Source organism: Bacillus sp. 95MFCvi2.1 (genome assembly GCF_000374965.1).
Taxonomy (GTDB): Bacteria; Bacillota; Bacilli; order Bacillales; family Bacillaceae_G; genus Bacillus_A; species Bacillus_A pseudomycoides.
This window is the reverse complement of record NZ_KB895695.1, coordinates 146,205-161,475: the sequence shown is the minus strand read 5'-3', so window position 1 is coordinate 161,475 and position 15,271 is coordinate 146,205. Positions and strand designations below refer to the sequence as shown.

The following is a 15,271-nucleotide window of genomic DNA, read 5'->3' as shown; positions in this document are numbered from 1 at the left end:
TTTCTGTAACTTTATGTATACTAGCAGCAAAGAGGAACGTACATTCGCTTCTTTGTTTTTAGGAATCTGAAACACTACAATGAAAAAAGAGGAAGGTGATGACAATGTTGCTGAGCCGAAAATATGAAATTTTCCCAATGGAAGAACAAAAAGAAATGTTATAGGTTTGGCTGCAATATTGTCGCCAAACCTATAACTCTTCTCTTTTTGATAAACAGAGAAAATATAAAGAAAATAAGCAATTGTATACACGTTCTGACATGCAAAAGCAACAAGTAATCGATAAGAAGAGATATCCTTTTCTACAAGAAGTGCCATCACAGCCCTTACAAGAAGTATTTTTACGACTCCAAAAGGCATATGATGGCTTTTGGAGTGGGGATACGAACTATCCCAAATTGAAAACGTATAAAGACTATAATAGTCTCACTTTCCCTCAATTTGGATTCAAACCGAATGGGAAACACCGCTTTGCGATGTCATTTGCAGATAACGGAAATTTATATAACAAACAGTTAGGAGAAATAGAGATTCATCTGCATCGGCCGATAGAAGGAACGATCAAACAGTTGATTCTGAAACGCCAATCGAAGAGATGGTACGCTATTTTTAGTGTCGAAAGACAGGATGTACCTCCCTCTATTGATATAGAGAATGCAATTGGTATAGATGTAGGACTGAATCAATACGCTGTTCTTTCAAATAGAACGGTATTTGAAAATCCAAGATTTCTTCTGCAAAAAGAAAAACAACTGCGCAAAGCACAGCGTAACCTTTCGAAGAAAAAGAAGGACTCTGCGAACTATAAGAAGCAAGTAGAACGAATTCAGATCCTTCATGAAAAGGTAGCGAATCAAAGAAAAGATTTCTTACACAAATTAAGTTATCATCTCACGCAAATGTATTCGGTGATTTGTATAGAAAATCTTGATATTCGAAAGATGGTTCGGAATCGAAAAGTTTCGAAGTCGATCTCTGATGCAGGCTGGGGCGCTTTTCGTAAGATGCTTTTGTATAAGTGTGAGAAATTTGGCAGTTTACTTGTGAGAGTAGACCCAGCGTACACATCACAAGATTGTTCTAGCTGTGGGAATCGTGTGGAAAAATCACTTTCGATTCGGACACATATTTGTACAAAGTGTGGAACAGTGTTAGACAGAGATTATAATGCAAGTCTCAACATTTTGCGAAAAGGATTAGAGCGATTACTTATGAGAACGACCGAAGAATGAAACTGTAGGGCAAGGTTGTGTCCAAACAGTATAAACGACGCCTGTGGAGAGTATGTAAGACTGCTTAGATTCCCAAGCAGCAACGCTCTATGAAACAGGAAGTCCCTTCTTCAAACAACTCGTAAGAGTGTTAAGGAGGGGGCATTCACAGACCAGTTTTATTTTACAATTACACCCTCTATTCCATATTATGGTTTTTATTGAGCGCTATTCTGTAGCGCTCTTTTATTTTTACTCACATCCCTTTGCCTCTACCTTGGTTACTATACATATCCGGACACGAAAACCTACTATTAGAATTCAAAAAGATGACATTTCTTCAATATATCCTATCAGGCTATTGTTTGTATAACTACTAGAACTGAAGAAAAGCAGTTAAATAAAATATATCAGAATTTAAGGGAGACAGCTCAAGGAGAATTGTCCGTAAGAAACAACTGATGAGAGGGGAATAATCACGGAAAATGCCGCACTTTCTTTAAAATGGACCGATATGGTTCGATCTTAAAGAAAAACTAAAAAAAGTACCTAGAATAAAAAAAAGGGAAATGACAAGAAAATAATGTTTTTTTCTCATCTTCACAGCATGTAAAAACTTTCTGTTCGTAAATATAATCATCGGAAAAAGAATACCACCTATTATCAAAGTAATAACTAAACCCATAACAATACTCACCCATTCTTTTACCATATCTGAGCAACCATTAAATAGACAATTGATTGAATAAACAGTTATTCCCCCCCTAAAAGAGCATACCCAAAAAGAAAACCAAAAATAAAATTTAGAAGCACACTTATTACTAAGTACAATTTTTTCATCTATTCACCTCAAAAAATACGTGTATATAATCATTGTTATTCTAATTAAAGAAGCCTAACAAAAAAACAATTCTTTATATATTCATCTACACGAACAATTTTAACTTTTGACTATGCATCATTTATTTTGTTATTTATCTCTTCTAACACTCGCAACTGCTGCTCACCTTTCTTTACAGCCATAGTAAAATAATTTTGTAAAAGTCGTATTGTGTTATTATCAATATAATATCGTTCCGTTATATTCCCCCATGTCTTGCTATTTTGAAAATCATCCCAAGTAAATGGACTGTGTTCTTTTTTCTTTAATTCTTTAAATACCCATCTTTTCATTTTCTTTTTTGCTTTTTCAGTTAATAAACCATTCTTTACAAGTACGAGTTCTTCATTTCGTTTATACCGCTTATAAATATCCTTTTCCTTGAATACTTTAAGAAAGATATTCAAGGTGTTCTTAGCGTCTGCAAAGGCACGGTGCTGCTTTCCTTCCCATTCTAAAGAAAATTGTTCCACCGCAAATTTTAAACTTGGTGTATGTATAAATAATTGATCATATGCTTGAAATACAAATTTTTGCAAATCAAATTTTCTCTCATTCTCTATATTAGGGCATTCTATATGATGTAGCTTACAATCTTGCGCAAGAAATTTATAGTCTTCCTTTCCCCATGTTATAAACATATAATCATCCCCAGCAAATTGAAGAAATCGCTCCATTACCTCTGGAAACACTTCTACCTCTTTTAAATCTTGCTTTGTAATGCCTGTTAATTTTGTTGTATGGCGGGTTAGAGGTGCGGTTGGTTTAACAAGTGAAGAAAATTGTCCTATTATACGCACTGTACTTGCTTCTACCTTGATTGCCCCAATATCAACCACTTCCAAGGGATCTTGCGATTTATAAGGTCGAAAATTCCGTTCAACATCAAAGACAATATAATATTTAGGTTCATTCAAGTCATATCCCTCTTCCTTATCTGATTATATTTTTAATTATATATTCCCCACTGTACAAATACACAAAACAAAATTTATAAAAAAGATTCCGAGATTGTTTTTTGAACATTCAGACAAAAATAACTAAATTTTTTTGTATATAGAGTAAAGCTTTAATCAGCGAGGTTTGCTTTATCTCTCGTCTAGCTTCTTTGCTTTCGTCGAATTTTGAGGTGAGGGTATTATTGCACGCGAATAGCGGGATAAACATACATTCGAAAGAATGAAATGAATCAAGCACAATAAAAAAAAGAGAAGGGCAAGCCCTTCTCTTTTCAATTCAATTACTTCTTAACTACGTTAGTAGCTTGTGGTCCACGGTTACCTTGTTCTACTTCGAAAGTAACTTCTTGACCTTCTTCTAAAGTTTTGAATCCTTCGCCTTGGATAGCTGAGAAATGAACGAATACGTCTTCTCCGCCTTCAACTTCGATGAATCCGAAACCTTTTTCTGAGTTAAACCATTTTACTTTACCGTTTTGCATGAAAAAATCCTCCTACAATGTACCTATATGTACATATTCATTTTCGACCACTTTACAACAATAATAACGACATTAAAAAACTGCAACTGCAGAGGAGATTTAACATTGCTATCCTCTTCTGAAGTTACAGCTCATTTAAATCTCTATATTATTAAAAGTAAAATGGTTTATAATCACTATATCATATCGATATAATAAAAGTAAAGCTGAATTCTCTATTTTTTGTACATTTTACTCAACATTTTTCTCCCATGGCTTCAACTTTAGAATTTCTCCACTAGTTGCCTATCAGCTACTAGGCGAGTTGGTTCTTACCTAGACTTTCACCAGTAAGCAATACTTAGCTTAACTGGGCACGCTATAAAAAAAGCACGAATGACTCTTCTTGTCATTCGTGCTCCTCTACTCCTATTTTTTAAAAATGCCAAATGGCTTTCCTACTGGTAATACAACTTTTCCGAAATGTGTATTTAATACAGCAGCTGCTGAACCATAGAAAGATAGTAATGAAATACATAGTTCAGAATACGCTGCTAAATTATGCATAGCATGTGGCATAACACCTAAAGTACTAAATGAAAGACCGATAAATAAGAAATCAATAAGTACAAAAATCATAAATAATACTTTATGTGTTTCCATTGCTCCAATAGTCATAAAAATTGTAAAAATTAGGTACCCAATAAATGCAACACCAAGTTGCTTTGGATCTGCAGCTTGTGCCAGTTTTTCGCCAAATACACCAAGTTGAATTAACCATGATGTCCCAACACCTAACCAAAATAGACCATACGCACCAAAAGCAGTTGTACCGAACGTATTATTATGCTTTGCATCGTGAACGCAAGCAAAAAGTTGTGCAAATCCTCCTAAAAAGATTGCCCATGGTAATACAAATGAAACGCCATCAGTTAATCCTAGCTTTTGTGATGACGCTACAAGTGTTACCATTGCTAATCCAAATAGACCAATTCCAGATGGATCCGCTGTTGTCATTTTTACATGATGTGTAGTTTGATTACTCATAAAAACCTCCTGATTTTGAACACATACCTGAATACAATACTGAATTCAGGTATGTATGTCAATGGTTTTTATTGTATGTCGTCAGACTTCACGTTTTTGTAACAATGAAATATCATTTTCGCTACTTCATATGGCTTGATATTTAAATTTAATAGCTCTTTTACAGGAATCCAAACTGGAATGTATTGTCCCCTATCACTCTTTGTAAATTCTTCACCTTTTCCTGTACCAAAAACACCACCAATGATACGAGCTTCATAAAAATACTGAGTGCCTTTATACTCATACTTCGTAACAAGTTTTTGAACTTCAACATGCACGCCTAATTCTTCATAAGCCTCACGTATTGTCGCTTCTTTCGGTGTTTCATACTCTTCAATCCCTCCACCCGGAAGGACAAAATACACTTCATTCTTTCGAACACGTTTTATAAGAGCAACCTTGTTTTCTTGTATCAAAATGAGTGAGCTACGATTTCGAATCATGCTATTACTTCAACCCCAATAGCAATTGTTCCCCACCTTTTCTCTTGTTCTTTCGTATATATTTCATATGTACTTGCTAGCATTTCTTCTACACTCCAGTTTGCACAGTCCAGCAACTCTTTATCAATGTCTTCATACATCTGTTGAAATGTTTGATAACATTTTAACTCAGTTACTTTTACACAAATTGTTTCTTTTGTTGTTAGATTTGTAAATTCGATTTTATCGTCTTTTTGTATATTCTGACGCTTTTTATCATATAAGCGTACTTCAAATACCTTTTTTCCAGATTGAATAGATTGAAATGGCCCATTATATAATCCCATTTTATGTTTCATTTCCTCACCACCTTAGTTTATTATAACATGAGCATTTCCAACTCTTTTTTCATTTGTTGCAAGAAATTCAGCAAGGCTTATTCGATATCATTTTCAAAAGAAGAATCACCACCATTACTTTTTTAAACAGATTGAACAACTCCTCCCCGCATGTACAAAACATTCATGAATTCTACATTATATTTGTGATTATAATCACTTCGATCTCTTTTCTTATCCATTATGCTAAAAGCATACAAATGAACAGAGAAGTGATTCATATGGCTACACCTTTTACTAAAACATCTATTGTTGGTGAAATAGTTACCACTTTTCCACAAGCAAGTGATTTGTTTAAAAAACATCGTATTGATTTTTGTTGTGGCGGGGACAAAACAATTGAAATAGCGACACAAACAAAAAAAATTTCTCCTGATGAACTTTTAAAACTATTAAATGAACAATATATTTTATATAAATCAAAAAATAATGAATCTACAAACTGGAGTGAAGCTAATTTTTCTATACTAATTGACCATATTATCCAAAAACATCATCGATATATTCAAGAAGAATTGCCACATCTGAGCCCATATGTAACAAAAGTATTTCGCGTACATGGTCAAACAGAGTCGCATTTAAGTACCGTTCACCGACTTTTTCATGAATTAAAATTAGAACTTGAACAACATATAATAAAAGAAGAAACTCTTGTATTCCCGCTTATCAAAAAATACGAACAAAATTCAACTCAAGAAAATTTAATTTTGGCAATTGAAAGGCTTGAAGAATTAGAACAAGAGCATGATGGAGCTGGCGATCTTATAAAAGAATTACGAACCATTACAAATGATTTTACTCCTCCAGAGCATGCATGCCGCACATATCGTATGGTTTATAATCGTTTAGAAGATTTTGAATCTGATTTATTCCAGCATGTACATCTTGAAAATAACATTTTATTCAAAAGATTACTTTCCTTAAAATAAACAATAAATCTCCTCATATGAGGAGATTTATTTCTTTATATAAGATGCTCTATACTATAACATGTAGATAAAACACCTTATCAACACCACTTATTACATTTAATATGGGAGGAGTTTTAAAGAAATGCGCTACGTCATTGTAACAGGTACTTCACAAGGATTAGGCGAGGCAATCGCTACACAATTATTAGAGGAAAATACACGACTCATTTGTATTTCTAGAAGACAAAATGAAAAGCTTATTGAAAAAGCAAAACAAAAAGATATTCCTTTAACATTTCACTCAATCGATCTCCAAGATGTACATAATCTAGAAACTCATTTTGAAACAATCTTTTCATCCATTGAAAAAGAAAACGTATCGTCTATCCATTTGATTAATAATGCCGGTACCCTCTCACCAATGAAACCGATTGAAAAATCAGAAAGCGAACTTTTGATTGCAAATGTACAAATTAATTTAATTGCACCGATGATCCTTACTTCTTCGTTTATGAAACATACGAAAAATTGGAACGTGGACAAACGTATTATTAACATTTCTTCAGGAGCCGGTCAAAAACCATACTTTGGATGGGGAGCATATTGTACAACGAAAGCTGGCGTGAACATGTTTACACAATGTGTCGCTATAGAGGAAGCTGAAAAAGAATATCCAGTAAAAACAATTGCTTTTGCCCCAGGTGTTGTTGACACAGACATGCAGCAACAAATTCGGCAAACAGAAAAAGAAGATTTTACTAACTTAGATCGATTTATCGCTTTAAAAGAAGAAGGAAAATTACTCTCCCCTGAATATGTCGCTAAAGCGGTTATCCATCTTTTAGATACACCCCATTTCGAATCTGGCGGCGTAATTCGCATTGATGAAAAATAGTTTCATAGCAAAAGGCTCGCATATAAGCGAGCCTTTTATCTTATCGGTTCTAAAAATATTAATACAGATTCCATTATTGGTTCATATCCTATCTCTTGGTAAATCTTATTCGACGTTGGATTTGCTAAGTCTGTATATAAAGTAGTTGTTTTATAACCTCGGTCTAACATGAGCTGGCTAAGGGCAGCTACACAATTAGAAGCGTACCCTTGTTTACGTTCTTCTTTCGGTGTATATACAAAATTGATTGTAATATTACTCTTAGTAGGCCTTGTAATTGCAGCTACTGAAACTAATCTCCCATCTACTTCCCATCCAAACAACCGATTTGTACTTACTAATGTGTTTGCAGTTTGTTTTGCTTTTTCTTCCGTAGTGGGCAAATGAACATCTTCACAAAATTGGTGCACCCACTTTTCAATTAATGGTAGTTCAACGCTGTTTACTCGCCGGAAAGCTCCATATTCACCCCATTTCTTCTTTACTTTTTTTAATTCATACACCCCTTGATTCATACGAATAGAAAGCTTCTTTTGTTCTAATTTTGCAATCTCTTCAGCTAATTGTTTCACCACTCGCTTTTCACCAATCAATCCCGGTATATCTGGATACACCTTTGTTAATTGTTTCGCTATTCCCTCTATAGCCTCTTGCGAAATCTCGGATTTAGCAACAATCATTTTCTTTTTCTCAGTTTGAAGAAGTATGAGAGCAATTTTTTCATTTTGCTTTGCTATTGCCATAAACAACGGATTCTCCGTAGACTGTAACACCCCTAATAATAAATTATTTTCTTGCTCATTCATTTCCAAAATGGAGGTGACTTCCTTCCTAAAGTAAGAAACATCTTTATATACCTGTAATTGAATCATCGACAATCTCTTCTTTCTATATAAATCCCTTTTGATTTTTCGACATATAAGTCGTTGATACGAAGAAGAAAAGGTGACTTACACTCATTTTCTCTCTCTGTTTTACCTTGGCATGAGGCAGAAAAAGGATCTGACCGTTTCTATGCATGGCCGTATGCTCTCTCCCACCTAAAAAGAAGGGGTTTATTTGGATTTATATTTTTATATTTAAATAGAATATTGGCGATTCATTCATTAAATCCTGCTTTTACGATTCAATAATATTCCAGACTATCGTCATTACTTCTTTTTCAGCTTGTGAGATCCGTTGTTTTTCCCTTTCGAATGTAATTTCTTCGTTCTTAAAACACTCTCTCCTCTTTTGAATCATACGTACCATTTCTTTTTTGCTCGGCCCACCATATACAGTCCGTTTTTCAACAAATGATTCTGGTGATATAATATCATCCCATTCTTTTTCTGAAAGTATTACATGAAAGTTTTCTTGTAAATATATGTTTACTTCTGTGAAATTCAGTTCATGTAACTCTTTTTTCTGCTGTATAGACATTGTTGCAATATCACTTGCAGCACGGTGAGCACGCCGAAAAGGAATCTTATAATTTTTTGTTAATGCGTCTGCAAAATCGGTTATTGTAATCGCATGTTGAAACGAGCGAGTTCTTAAAACTTCATCTTCCACCTTCATCGTTCGAATTACTGCATTCATCATACAAAACACACGAATTGCCTTTTCGATTCCTTCATACAAATAAGGTTGCAAATCATCTTCTGTATCAACAATATCTCCAAACGGTGTATTATGAATCATTTGAAATACAGTGAAAGTTTCTCCAAGTGCACTGCTAGCGAGAGCACGAGCATGTTCAATGGAAACAGGGTTCCGTTTTTGCGGCATTATACTGCTGATTTGTACGTATGGGTTTGCAACAGTAATCCCATTGTATTCTTTTGTTGCTAGTAGTAAGAAATCATGGAGCCATCTACTGCTATTCGTCATCGCTACCATAAGTGTCGCGCTTGTTTCTAATAAATAGTCTGCGCTTGCAATAGCGTCATATGAATTTTCAATAATACTTGAAAAACCGAGCAACTTTGCAACCTGCTGTCTATTTATAGGAAAGCTTGTAGTAGATAGAGCAGCTGCACCCAAAGGAGATTGATTGACAAGATGATATACCTTCCAAACACGCTCTAAATCTCGATGCATTGTATCATATATTGCTAACATATAATGACCGAATGTTGTCGGCTGGGCAGGTTGTGTGTGCGTATAAGCAGGCATGATTGTTTCCATATGTTCATTCGCAACTTCTAACACACTTTCTTGTAAAAGAAGAAAATGCTCTATATAACGGAGTAAATAGCGACGCAAACTCATCCGATACATCGCGACCCCCATATCATTCCGGCTCCTGCCAATATGCATATTACTTACAAAATTATGATTTGCTTCTTGCCCAATTAAATGCTCCACTAAAAAAAAGAGATCTTCATGCTCCTTCTCATACAGTAATTGACTCTTTGGAATTTGTGCCACTTTTTCTAACGCTGTTAAAATAACTTTTGCATCTTTTTGTTTCATTAATTTTTGCTCAATAAGCATGATAATATGAGCACGATGAATCATAAACATCTCTTGCAACAAGTAATCTCGCTGAAATTGAAATACATGCTGTAGCACACAATTTGCATAGGTTTCCCCAGGGAAATCAGCGCCCTCACTCTTTATAAATTCCTCCTTATTTTGTTTCATCACCTTTTCCCCTTTCGCCCAGTTATTACTAATCATCATACCCTGAGCTTTTGAAAAGGTGCTTGTATAAAGTGAAACTATAATTAGTGGGGAATCCCTTCATCTCCCCATTAATTATTAGCCCTCACCAATCGGGTCTTTACAGGATAAAGTGAAACTCCCATCAGTGGGGTCTTACTGCCCACAAATAGCGGGATAAAAATAAACCCGATGCTTCACGCATCGGGTTTATTTAATAACAGTGGCATCATATTTTTCACTTTTTAACACCTGGAACTGTAAATTCAGTAAGTGCTTACGAAGCTCTGTACTATCATCTTCATCCAATTGATTTGCTAAAAATACAATTTCTGTACAATTCCCAAGTTTATCAGTGGCATAAGCTGCTTTTGCTAATGTCCATGGGGTATACCCATTTTTTTGTCCAGCATGCCGGAATGACTTACGATACTTCTTTGCTTTCATGTCCGTTTCAACAAGATTTGCCCACTCATTTTCTCCAGCCTTTGTAAATCCTTTTTTATGATTCGCCTTTTCCAGAAGCAACATATAATCATTTGCGGATGCAGCTGGCAACTTATCTGACCATATTTTTTCATATTTTCCTTCTAAATAGAGCGGAATTTCTTTTTGTAATAACGGTCCTTTCTCTTTTAACCGTTCATGTATTAACATGGCATAACGACGATATTCTTCTGAAGACATTTCTTTTAACTTTTTCTCTAATTTAGATTTTGGAATATGCAGTTCCTTATGCAAATATCCCGGAATGTATAGAGAAGAAACAATAGGAAATAACGGTTGATGTGAAGGAAGTGATAGGTTTTGTAAATTTTGGTTAATATAATCTAGTCCAAGTCGATCCATTAAATATTCTGTATTTGCATTTGAACTAAATTTCATCATCCCTTTCGCAACTTCTTCTAAAGAAATTGCATTTCCATCCATTTTACCAGTTTTCATTAAATACTTTTGCCAACGATCCTGCGCACCACCATCTGTATTTGGAATATAGTAACGATTTACATCATCAATTGACACATAACTATTTGGGTCAATTCTCCCATCTACAACTTGTTTCGTAAATTCAAGTGCAACAATTAACTTCATCGTGCTCGCAACTGGTAACACGACATCTGGATTCACAGAATAAACAACTTTATCATTTCGCTTTATAAGTAGGGCACTATTTTTTTCATCTTTATGTTCTTCAACAAATGAGGCAATAAATTGAGCATCATCATTATTAGAGCTCCAAACTTTTTTTACTAAAAAGTTACCGGATATAAGTACTACGAATACACCAATGATTCCCGCACATATTATAACTTTTCTCAAGTGAATTCCCTCTCCTAATTTACATCTTTTATCTTTTATCTGTTATATATAGTTATAAACAAAACAATAGAGACGATTGTCTAAATAATCGTCTCTATTATTTTAACTTGTCATCTCCTATTATGTCTATGTCATAATTCGAACAAAATTTTCAACAAATTTCTTATAATTTAATTTCCACCCAATTCGCACCCAATTTTTAAGAGCTTTCGCATCGGGTTGTGGCCGAAAATCAGCGATACTTTCCCCCTTTGCACTACCTTCTAAATCAACTTCTACTTTCCGATATACATATTCAACCATAGAAGGATTTACAACTGCCATCATCGTAAGCACATCATGAATGGGGCTTCCGGTAATTTTCGGATTTATTTTCTTATATGCCTTATAATAATATTGAAATATAGGTTCAATTAATTTATTAAATGCAGTTTGTGAATGTTTTTTTATATAATGCACAGTTTCAGGTGTAACGATTGATTCACTTGTAACATTTAGAGGGATTAATGTTACGTTTTTTGCATACTGCATGACTAAATTTGCAGCAAGTGCATCTCCATGAAAATTCGCCTCTGCTACAGGGGTAACATTCCCTGGAACAAGAAATGCTCCACCCATACAGTAATATTCTTTTACATCTTTCATTATATCTTTTCCTAATATAAACGCCGTTGCTAAACTTGTTGATCTTCCTGTATCAACAATAATAATTTCTTTTTTATAACGCTGGATTATGTCAAAGATTGCACAAAACGATTTAATATTTGGTTGAATCGTTTTTGGAGGGCGAATTGGCCCTAATCCTTCCGCTCCATGAATTTCCGGATAATATGTTGTAAATTCACCTGACAATGGCATTTTTGCTCCATTTATAATTGGTATATCCTCTCTGCCTGCTAGTTGCATTAAATACGCAGCATTGCTCGTTGCTTGCTCTTGTGTTACATTTCCATATCCAGTTACTATCCCAACGATTTCAATCTCAGGATGTAATAGCCCATACATAATGGCTAAAGAATCATCAATACCTGGATCTCCCAAAAAAAGCACCTTTTTCATGGCACTTCCCCCCCATCCCTGCACCTCTTATTATGGTATAAACCAAAATACATGTTAACTATTTTTTAAACCATATACGCCATAAATTAAAATCACACTGTATTCACACACTGCTTTTTGAACAAACGATGAATTATTCAAACAACCACTGGATTGAACCATTTGTTCAAATTTCGTTCATTGTGATTCGATTCATAAAAATACATAATAAACTTGTAAATACATTTTATTATGTATCGGAGGAATTTATTATGTTTATTGATTTTTTACGTAATAACAAAAAAGCTTTATTTATTCTATTACCCCTTCGTTTATATTTAGGATACGCTTGGTTATCTGCTGGATTAGGAAAGCTTTTTGGTCAGTCATTTGACGCAAGCGGGTTTTTAAAAGGTGCAATTGCCAAAGCAAGTGGAGATCATCCAGCTGTACAAGGCTGGTGGGCTGATTTTCTACAACATTTTGCTCTTCCACATGCTGATTTATTTAGCTTTCTCGTACAATGGGGAGAAATTTTAGTTGGGCTTGGTCTTCTTTTAGGAGGGCTTACGAAAACCGCAGCATTTTTCGGATTAATCATGAACACTGCTTTTCTTTTAAGTGGAACTATAAGTACAAATCCAAATATGATACTATTGTCTATACTGATTTTAGTTGCAGGACATAACGCTGGACGTGTTGGTCTAGACGGATTTGTTTTTCGAAAACTTTTCCATAAACATAAAAATAACTATCCAACCTATCCTACACATAAATTTGCATCATAATTAAGTTTTTAATTATAAAAAGTAGAGCTCTTATTGAATCTATAAAAGCCCTACTTTTTATATTGCCTATTTTTTCACCAAATTTATTTGGTTAAAGCATAAACTCTTTTGCCCCAACCTAATCATCTTTTTCTATCATTGATTAAAAAATATAGAACCTATCCAATTTGTATATTTTATTCAAATCTATATCTTTATGCTACTTTATCCCGCTATTTGCGGACAGTAACACTTCCACCTCAAAATTCAGCCAAAACAAAGAAGTTAGGTAGGAAATGAAGCCTCCCACTAATTAAAGTTTCACTTTATTTGAAGTTAACATACTACCTATTACATACGCAATGAAAGCAAAACAAATCGGAAACACAACTGTATGTATACCAAACGGATTTGGAAAACAAAGGTGAAATAGCATATAAGAACTCACACCAACCAGAATGGATGCAAGCGCGCCAACTGCATTCCCTCTCTTCCAATATAGCCCTAAAACAATAGGCCAAATAAATGCTGCTTCTAAGCCACCAAAGGAAAATAAGTTTAACCATATTAAGAAATCTGGTGGTTTAATAGCTGCGGCATATACAAGTAAACCAATGATACCCGTAATCCATAGACTTCCTTTTTTTATTGTTGTATCCGCCGCATTTTCATTTATATAGTTCACATATATATCTTTAATAATGGATGAACTCACTAGTAGTAAAAGTGAGTTTACCGTTGACATAATTGCCGCCATTGGGGCAGCCAAAAAGATTCCAGCAAGCCAAGGTGGCAATACTTCCATCGCAAGAAGTGGCATTACTTTGTCTGGTACAGTTACGCCTGGAAGCACCACGCGTGCAAATACACCTGTTAAGTGCATACCAATCATAATTGTACCAACAACAATTGTCCCGATAATTAAAGCTTGATGCATCGCTTTTGAATTTTTATAAGACATCGCACGCACGCTAATTTGCGGTAATCCAACAACACCAACACCAATTAATATCCAAAATGATGTCACATACGTTTTCGTTAAACTGCCATCTGCACCAAATGGTGTAATTAAATTGGGATTAATTCGAACCAGTTCTTGCATAATCTTTTCAATCCCGCCACCAGCAATCACTGTTGCAATTAAAATAATTGTCGTACCTGCTAACATAATAATGCCGAGCAATGTATCAGATAAAGCAACTGCGCGGAATCCACCAATTAAAACGTATACAAGTACAGAGAATGTAAAAAGAAATAAAGCCGTTGTATACGAAAGACCTGTTAACGATTCAATTAACCTTCCGCCTCCAACCCACTGAGCAACTGTTGCTGAAAATAAAAAGATAATAATACATACTGCTGAAAGAATGACCACTGCTTTATGATTATATCTTCCTTTTAAATAATCAATAAGCGTAATTGCTTCCATCTTTCTTGCAATGATTGCAAACTTTTTACCAATTACCGTCAAGACAATGTAACCCGTTACAACCTGGATTGCTGATAATAATACCCATCCAAGCCCCATATTGTATGCAATTCCAGGTCCACCGATAAAACTACTCGCACTACCGTACGTAGCAATCATTGTCATAGCTAATAATAGACCGCCAAGCTCACGTCCTCCAAGAAAATATTCTTGTAAAAATTTATTATGAGCGGTTGCTTGTACACGTCTTGATGCATATACACCAATTAAAAATACAACGATAAAAGAAATTATCATTGGGATTATTACGTACCAATTCATTTATCATTCCTCACTTTTTTCTTCCTCATCGAGCGAAATATCTTGAAATGCAAAACGCACGATTAAAATAAGAAGTATAACTACTACACCAAAACCGACTATACAACTATAAAAAAACCATGCCGGAAAACCTAATACATATGTATATTCACTTGGATCTTTACTCCCAAGCCCATAGGCAAATCCATACCATATTATAAAATTGATAAAAGCAAGTCCAAGACCAATTAACGCCTCTCTATGGGCAATTCGAAAGCGTGGATCATCATGATAATCCTTCATTTTCTCCCTCCTCTCACGATGTATAATTGTAACATTGTTTTTCTAGTTTTTCCTACTAGAAAAGAAAAACTAGAAGGATTTTTTGCAAATATATAGAATCCAACTCCGTATTACATAATTTTTACAATTGTAACGTAAATGAAATTTGAATTTTCAGTCTTTATTATTTATGATTAAAATTAGAGGTCTTCCATCTAGTTTCTTTACAACTTTGTTACAGGAATAAACGCCGTCTCGTACTG

At 34.6% G+C, this 15,271-nt stretch carries 14 protein-coding genes and 1 pseudogene; 4 read left to right on the top strand and 11 right to left on the bottom strand.

Translation table 11 applies throughout. The annotated features are described in order from the left end of the window. The first annotated feature begins 98 nt into the window (after nt 1–98). A pseudogene (locus tag C568_RS31805) lies at nt 99–1,232 on the top strand (RNA-guided endonuclease InsQ/TnpB family protein). Nucleotides 1,233–2,162: 930 nt separating this feature from the next. Here C568_RS31805 and C568_RS0111005 read toward each other — a convergent pair. The 5 genes from C568_RS0111005 to C568_RS0110985 form a co-directional block, all read right to left on the bottom strand. Then, nucleotides 2,163–3,008, bottom strand: coding sequence for an exonuclease (locus tag C568_RS0111005; protein ID WP_018765374.1), 846 nt, complete (start codon nt 3,006–3,008; stop codon nt 2,163–2,165). Between the two features lie 323 nt (nt 3,009–3,331). Further along, nucleotides 3,332–3,532, bottom strand: a complete 201-nt coding sequence (cspB, locus tag C568_RS0111000) for a cold shock-like protein CspB (protein ID WP_003198964.1) — start codon at nt 3,530–3,532, stop codon at nt 3,332–3,334. Between the two features lie 408 nt (nt 3,533–3,940). Further along, nucleotides 3,941–4,558, bottom strand: coding sequence for an acetate uptake transporter (locus C568_RS0110995; protein ID WP_018781517.1), 618 nt, complete (start codon nt 4,556–4,558; stop codon nt 3,941–3,943). 68 nt (nt 4,559–4,626) lie between these two features. Further along, nucleotides 4,627–5,043 carry an NUDIX hydrolase gene (locus tag C568_RS0110990; RefSeq protein ID WP_018781516.1) on the bottom strand — a complete coding sequence of 139 codons (417 nt, stop codon included), beginning with the start codon at nt 5,041–5,043 and terminating at the stop codon, nt 4,627–4,629. Then, nucleotides 5,040–5,381, bottom strand: a complete 342-nt coding sequence (locus C568_RS0110985; RefSeq protein WP_018765372.1) for an ASCH domain-containing protein — start codon at nt 5,379–5,381, stop codon at nt 5,040–5,042. The genes C568_RS0110990 and C568_RS0110985 overlap by 4 nt, the downstream gene beginning before the upstream one ends. A gap of 260 nt (nt 5,382–5,641) precedes the next feature. Between C568_RS0110985 and ric the strand changes: the two genes are divergently transcribed. Together ric and C568_RS0110970 are read left to right on the top strand one after the other, a co-directional pair. Further along, nucleotides 5,642–6,349 (top strand): iron-sulfur cluster repair di-iron protein, encoded by a 708-nt coding sequence (ric, locus tag C568_RS0110975; protein ID WP_018781514.1) that lies wholly within the window; start codon nt 5,642–5,644, stop codon nt 6,347–6,349. Nucleotides 6,350–6,473: 124 nt separating this feature from the next. Continuing rightward, complete coding sequence (locus C568_RS0110970; protein ID WP_018781513.1) at nt 6,474–7,226, top strand: (S)-benzoin forming benzil reductase; 753 nt, start codon at nt 6,474–6,476, stop codon at nt 7,224–7,226. A gap of 35 nt (nt 7,227–7,261) precedes the next feature. Here the strand turns inward: C568_RS0110970 and C568_RS0110965 are convergent, their stop codons facing one another. From C568_RS0110965 to C568_RS0110950, 4 genes are all read right to left on the bottom strand, one after another. Further along, the gene (locus C568_RS0110965; protein ID WP_018781512.1) at nt 7,262–8,098 is read right to left on the bottom strand and encodes a GNAT family N-acetyltransferase; all 837 of its coding nucleotides are present in this window, start codon (nt 8,096–8,098) and stop codon (nt 7,262–7,264) included. 247 nt (nt 8,099–8,345) lie between these two features. Further along, on the bottom strand, nt 8,346–9,854 hold the full coding sequence (gene argH / locus C568_RS0110960; RefSeq protein ID WP_018781511.1) for an argininosuccinate lyase: 1,509 nt from the start codon (nt 9,852–9,854) through the stop codon (nt 8,346–8,348). 228 nt (nt 9,855–10,082) lie between these two features. Continuing rightward, on the bottom strand, nt 10,083–11,192 hold the full coding sequence (locus tag C568_RS0110955; protein WP_018781510.1) for a serine hydrolase: 1,110 nt from the start codon (nt 11,190–11,192) through the stop codon (nt 10,083–10,085). 126 nt (nt 11,193–11,318) lie between these two features. After that, a complete protein-coding gene (locus C568_RS0110950) occupies nt 11,319–12,251 on the bottom strand; it encodes a nucleoside hydrolase (RefSeq protein WP_018781509.1) in 933 nt (310 codons plus the stop codon). 251 nt (nt 12,252–12,502) lie between these two features. Between C568_RS0110950 and C568_RS0110945 the strand changes: the two genes are divergently transcribed. Then, complete coding sequence (locus C568_RS0110945; protein WP_018781508.1) at nt 12,503–13,018, top strand: DoxX family membrane protein; 516 nt, start codon at nt 12,503–12,505, stop codon at nt 13,016–13,018. A 292-nt stretch (nt 13,019–13,310) separates the two neighbouring features. On the opposite strand, the gene panF is transcribed toward C568_RS0110945, so the two are convergent. Together panF and C568_RS0110935 are read right to left on the bottom strand one after the other, a co-directional pair. Further along, nucleotides 13,311–14,747, bottom strand: coding sequence for a sodium/pantothenate symporter (gene panF / locus C568_RS0110940; protein WP_018781507.1), 1,437 nt, complete (start codon nt 14,745–14,747; stop codon nt 13,311–13,313). A 3-nt stretch (nt 14,748–14,750) separates the two neighbouring features. Then, a complete protein-coding gene (locus tag C568_RS0110935; RefSeq protein WP_003198986.1) occupies nt 14,751–15,029 on the bottom strand; it encodes a YhdT family protein in 279 nt (92 codons plus the stop codon). Between the last annotated feature and the right edge of the window lie 242 nt (nt 15,030–15,271).

Coding starts and splice junctions, on each gene's coding strand:
- cspB (WP_003198964.1), bottom strand. CDS start 3,532: ATGCAAAACGGTAAAGTAAAATGGTTTAACTCAGAAAAAGGTTTCGGA.
- C568_RS0110995 (WP_018781517.1), bottom strand. CDS start 4,558: ATGAGTAATCAAACTACACATCATGTAAAAATGACAACAGCGGATCCA.
- C568_RS0110990 (WP_018781516.1), bottom strand. CDS start 5,043: ATGATTCGAAATCGTAGCTCACTCATTTTGATACAAGAAAACAAGGTT.
- C568_RS0110985 (WP_018765372.1), bottom strand. CDS start 5,381: ATGAAACATAAAATGGGATTATATAATGGGCCATTTCAATCTATTCAA.
- ric (WP_018781514.1), top strand. CDS start 5,642: ATGGCTACACCTTTTACTAAAACATCTATTGTTGGTGAAATAGTTACC.
- C568_RS0110970 (WP_018781513.1), top strand. CDS start 6,474: ATGCGCTACGTCATTGTAACAGGTACTTCACAAGGATTAGGCGAGGCA.
- C568_RS0110965 (WP_018781512.1), bottom strand. CDS start 8,098: ATGATTCAATTACAGGTATATAAAGATGTTTCTTACTTTAGGAAGGAA.
- argH (WP_018781511.1), bottom strand. CDS start 9,854: ATGAAACAAAATAAGGAGGAATTTATAAAGAGTGAGGGCGCTGATTTC.
- C568_RS0110950 (WP_018781509.1), bottom strand. CDS start 12,251: ATGAAAAAGGTGCTTTTTTTGGGAGATCCAGGTATTGATGATTCTTTA.
- C568_RS0110945 (WP_018781508.1), top strand. CDS start 12,503: ATGTTTATTGATTTTTTACGTAATAACAAAAAAGCTTTATTTATTCTA.
- panF (WP_018781507.1), bottom strand. CDS start 14,747: ATGAATTGGTACGTAATAATCCCAATGATAATTTCTTTTATCGTTGTA.
- C568_RS0110935 (WP_003198986.1), bottom strand. CDS start 15,029: ATGAAGGATTATCATGATGATCCACGCTTTCGAATTGCCCATAGAGAG.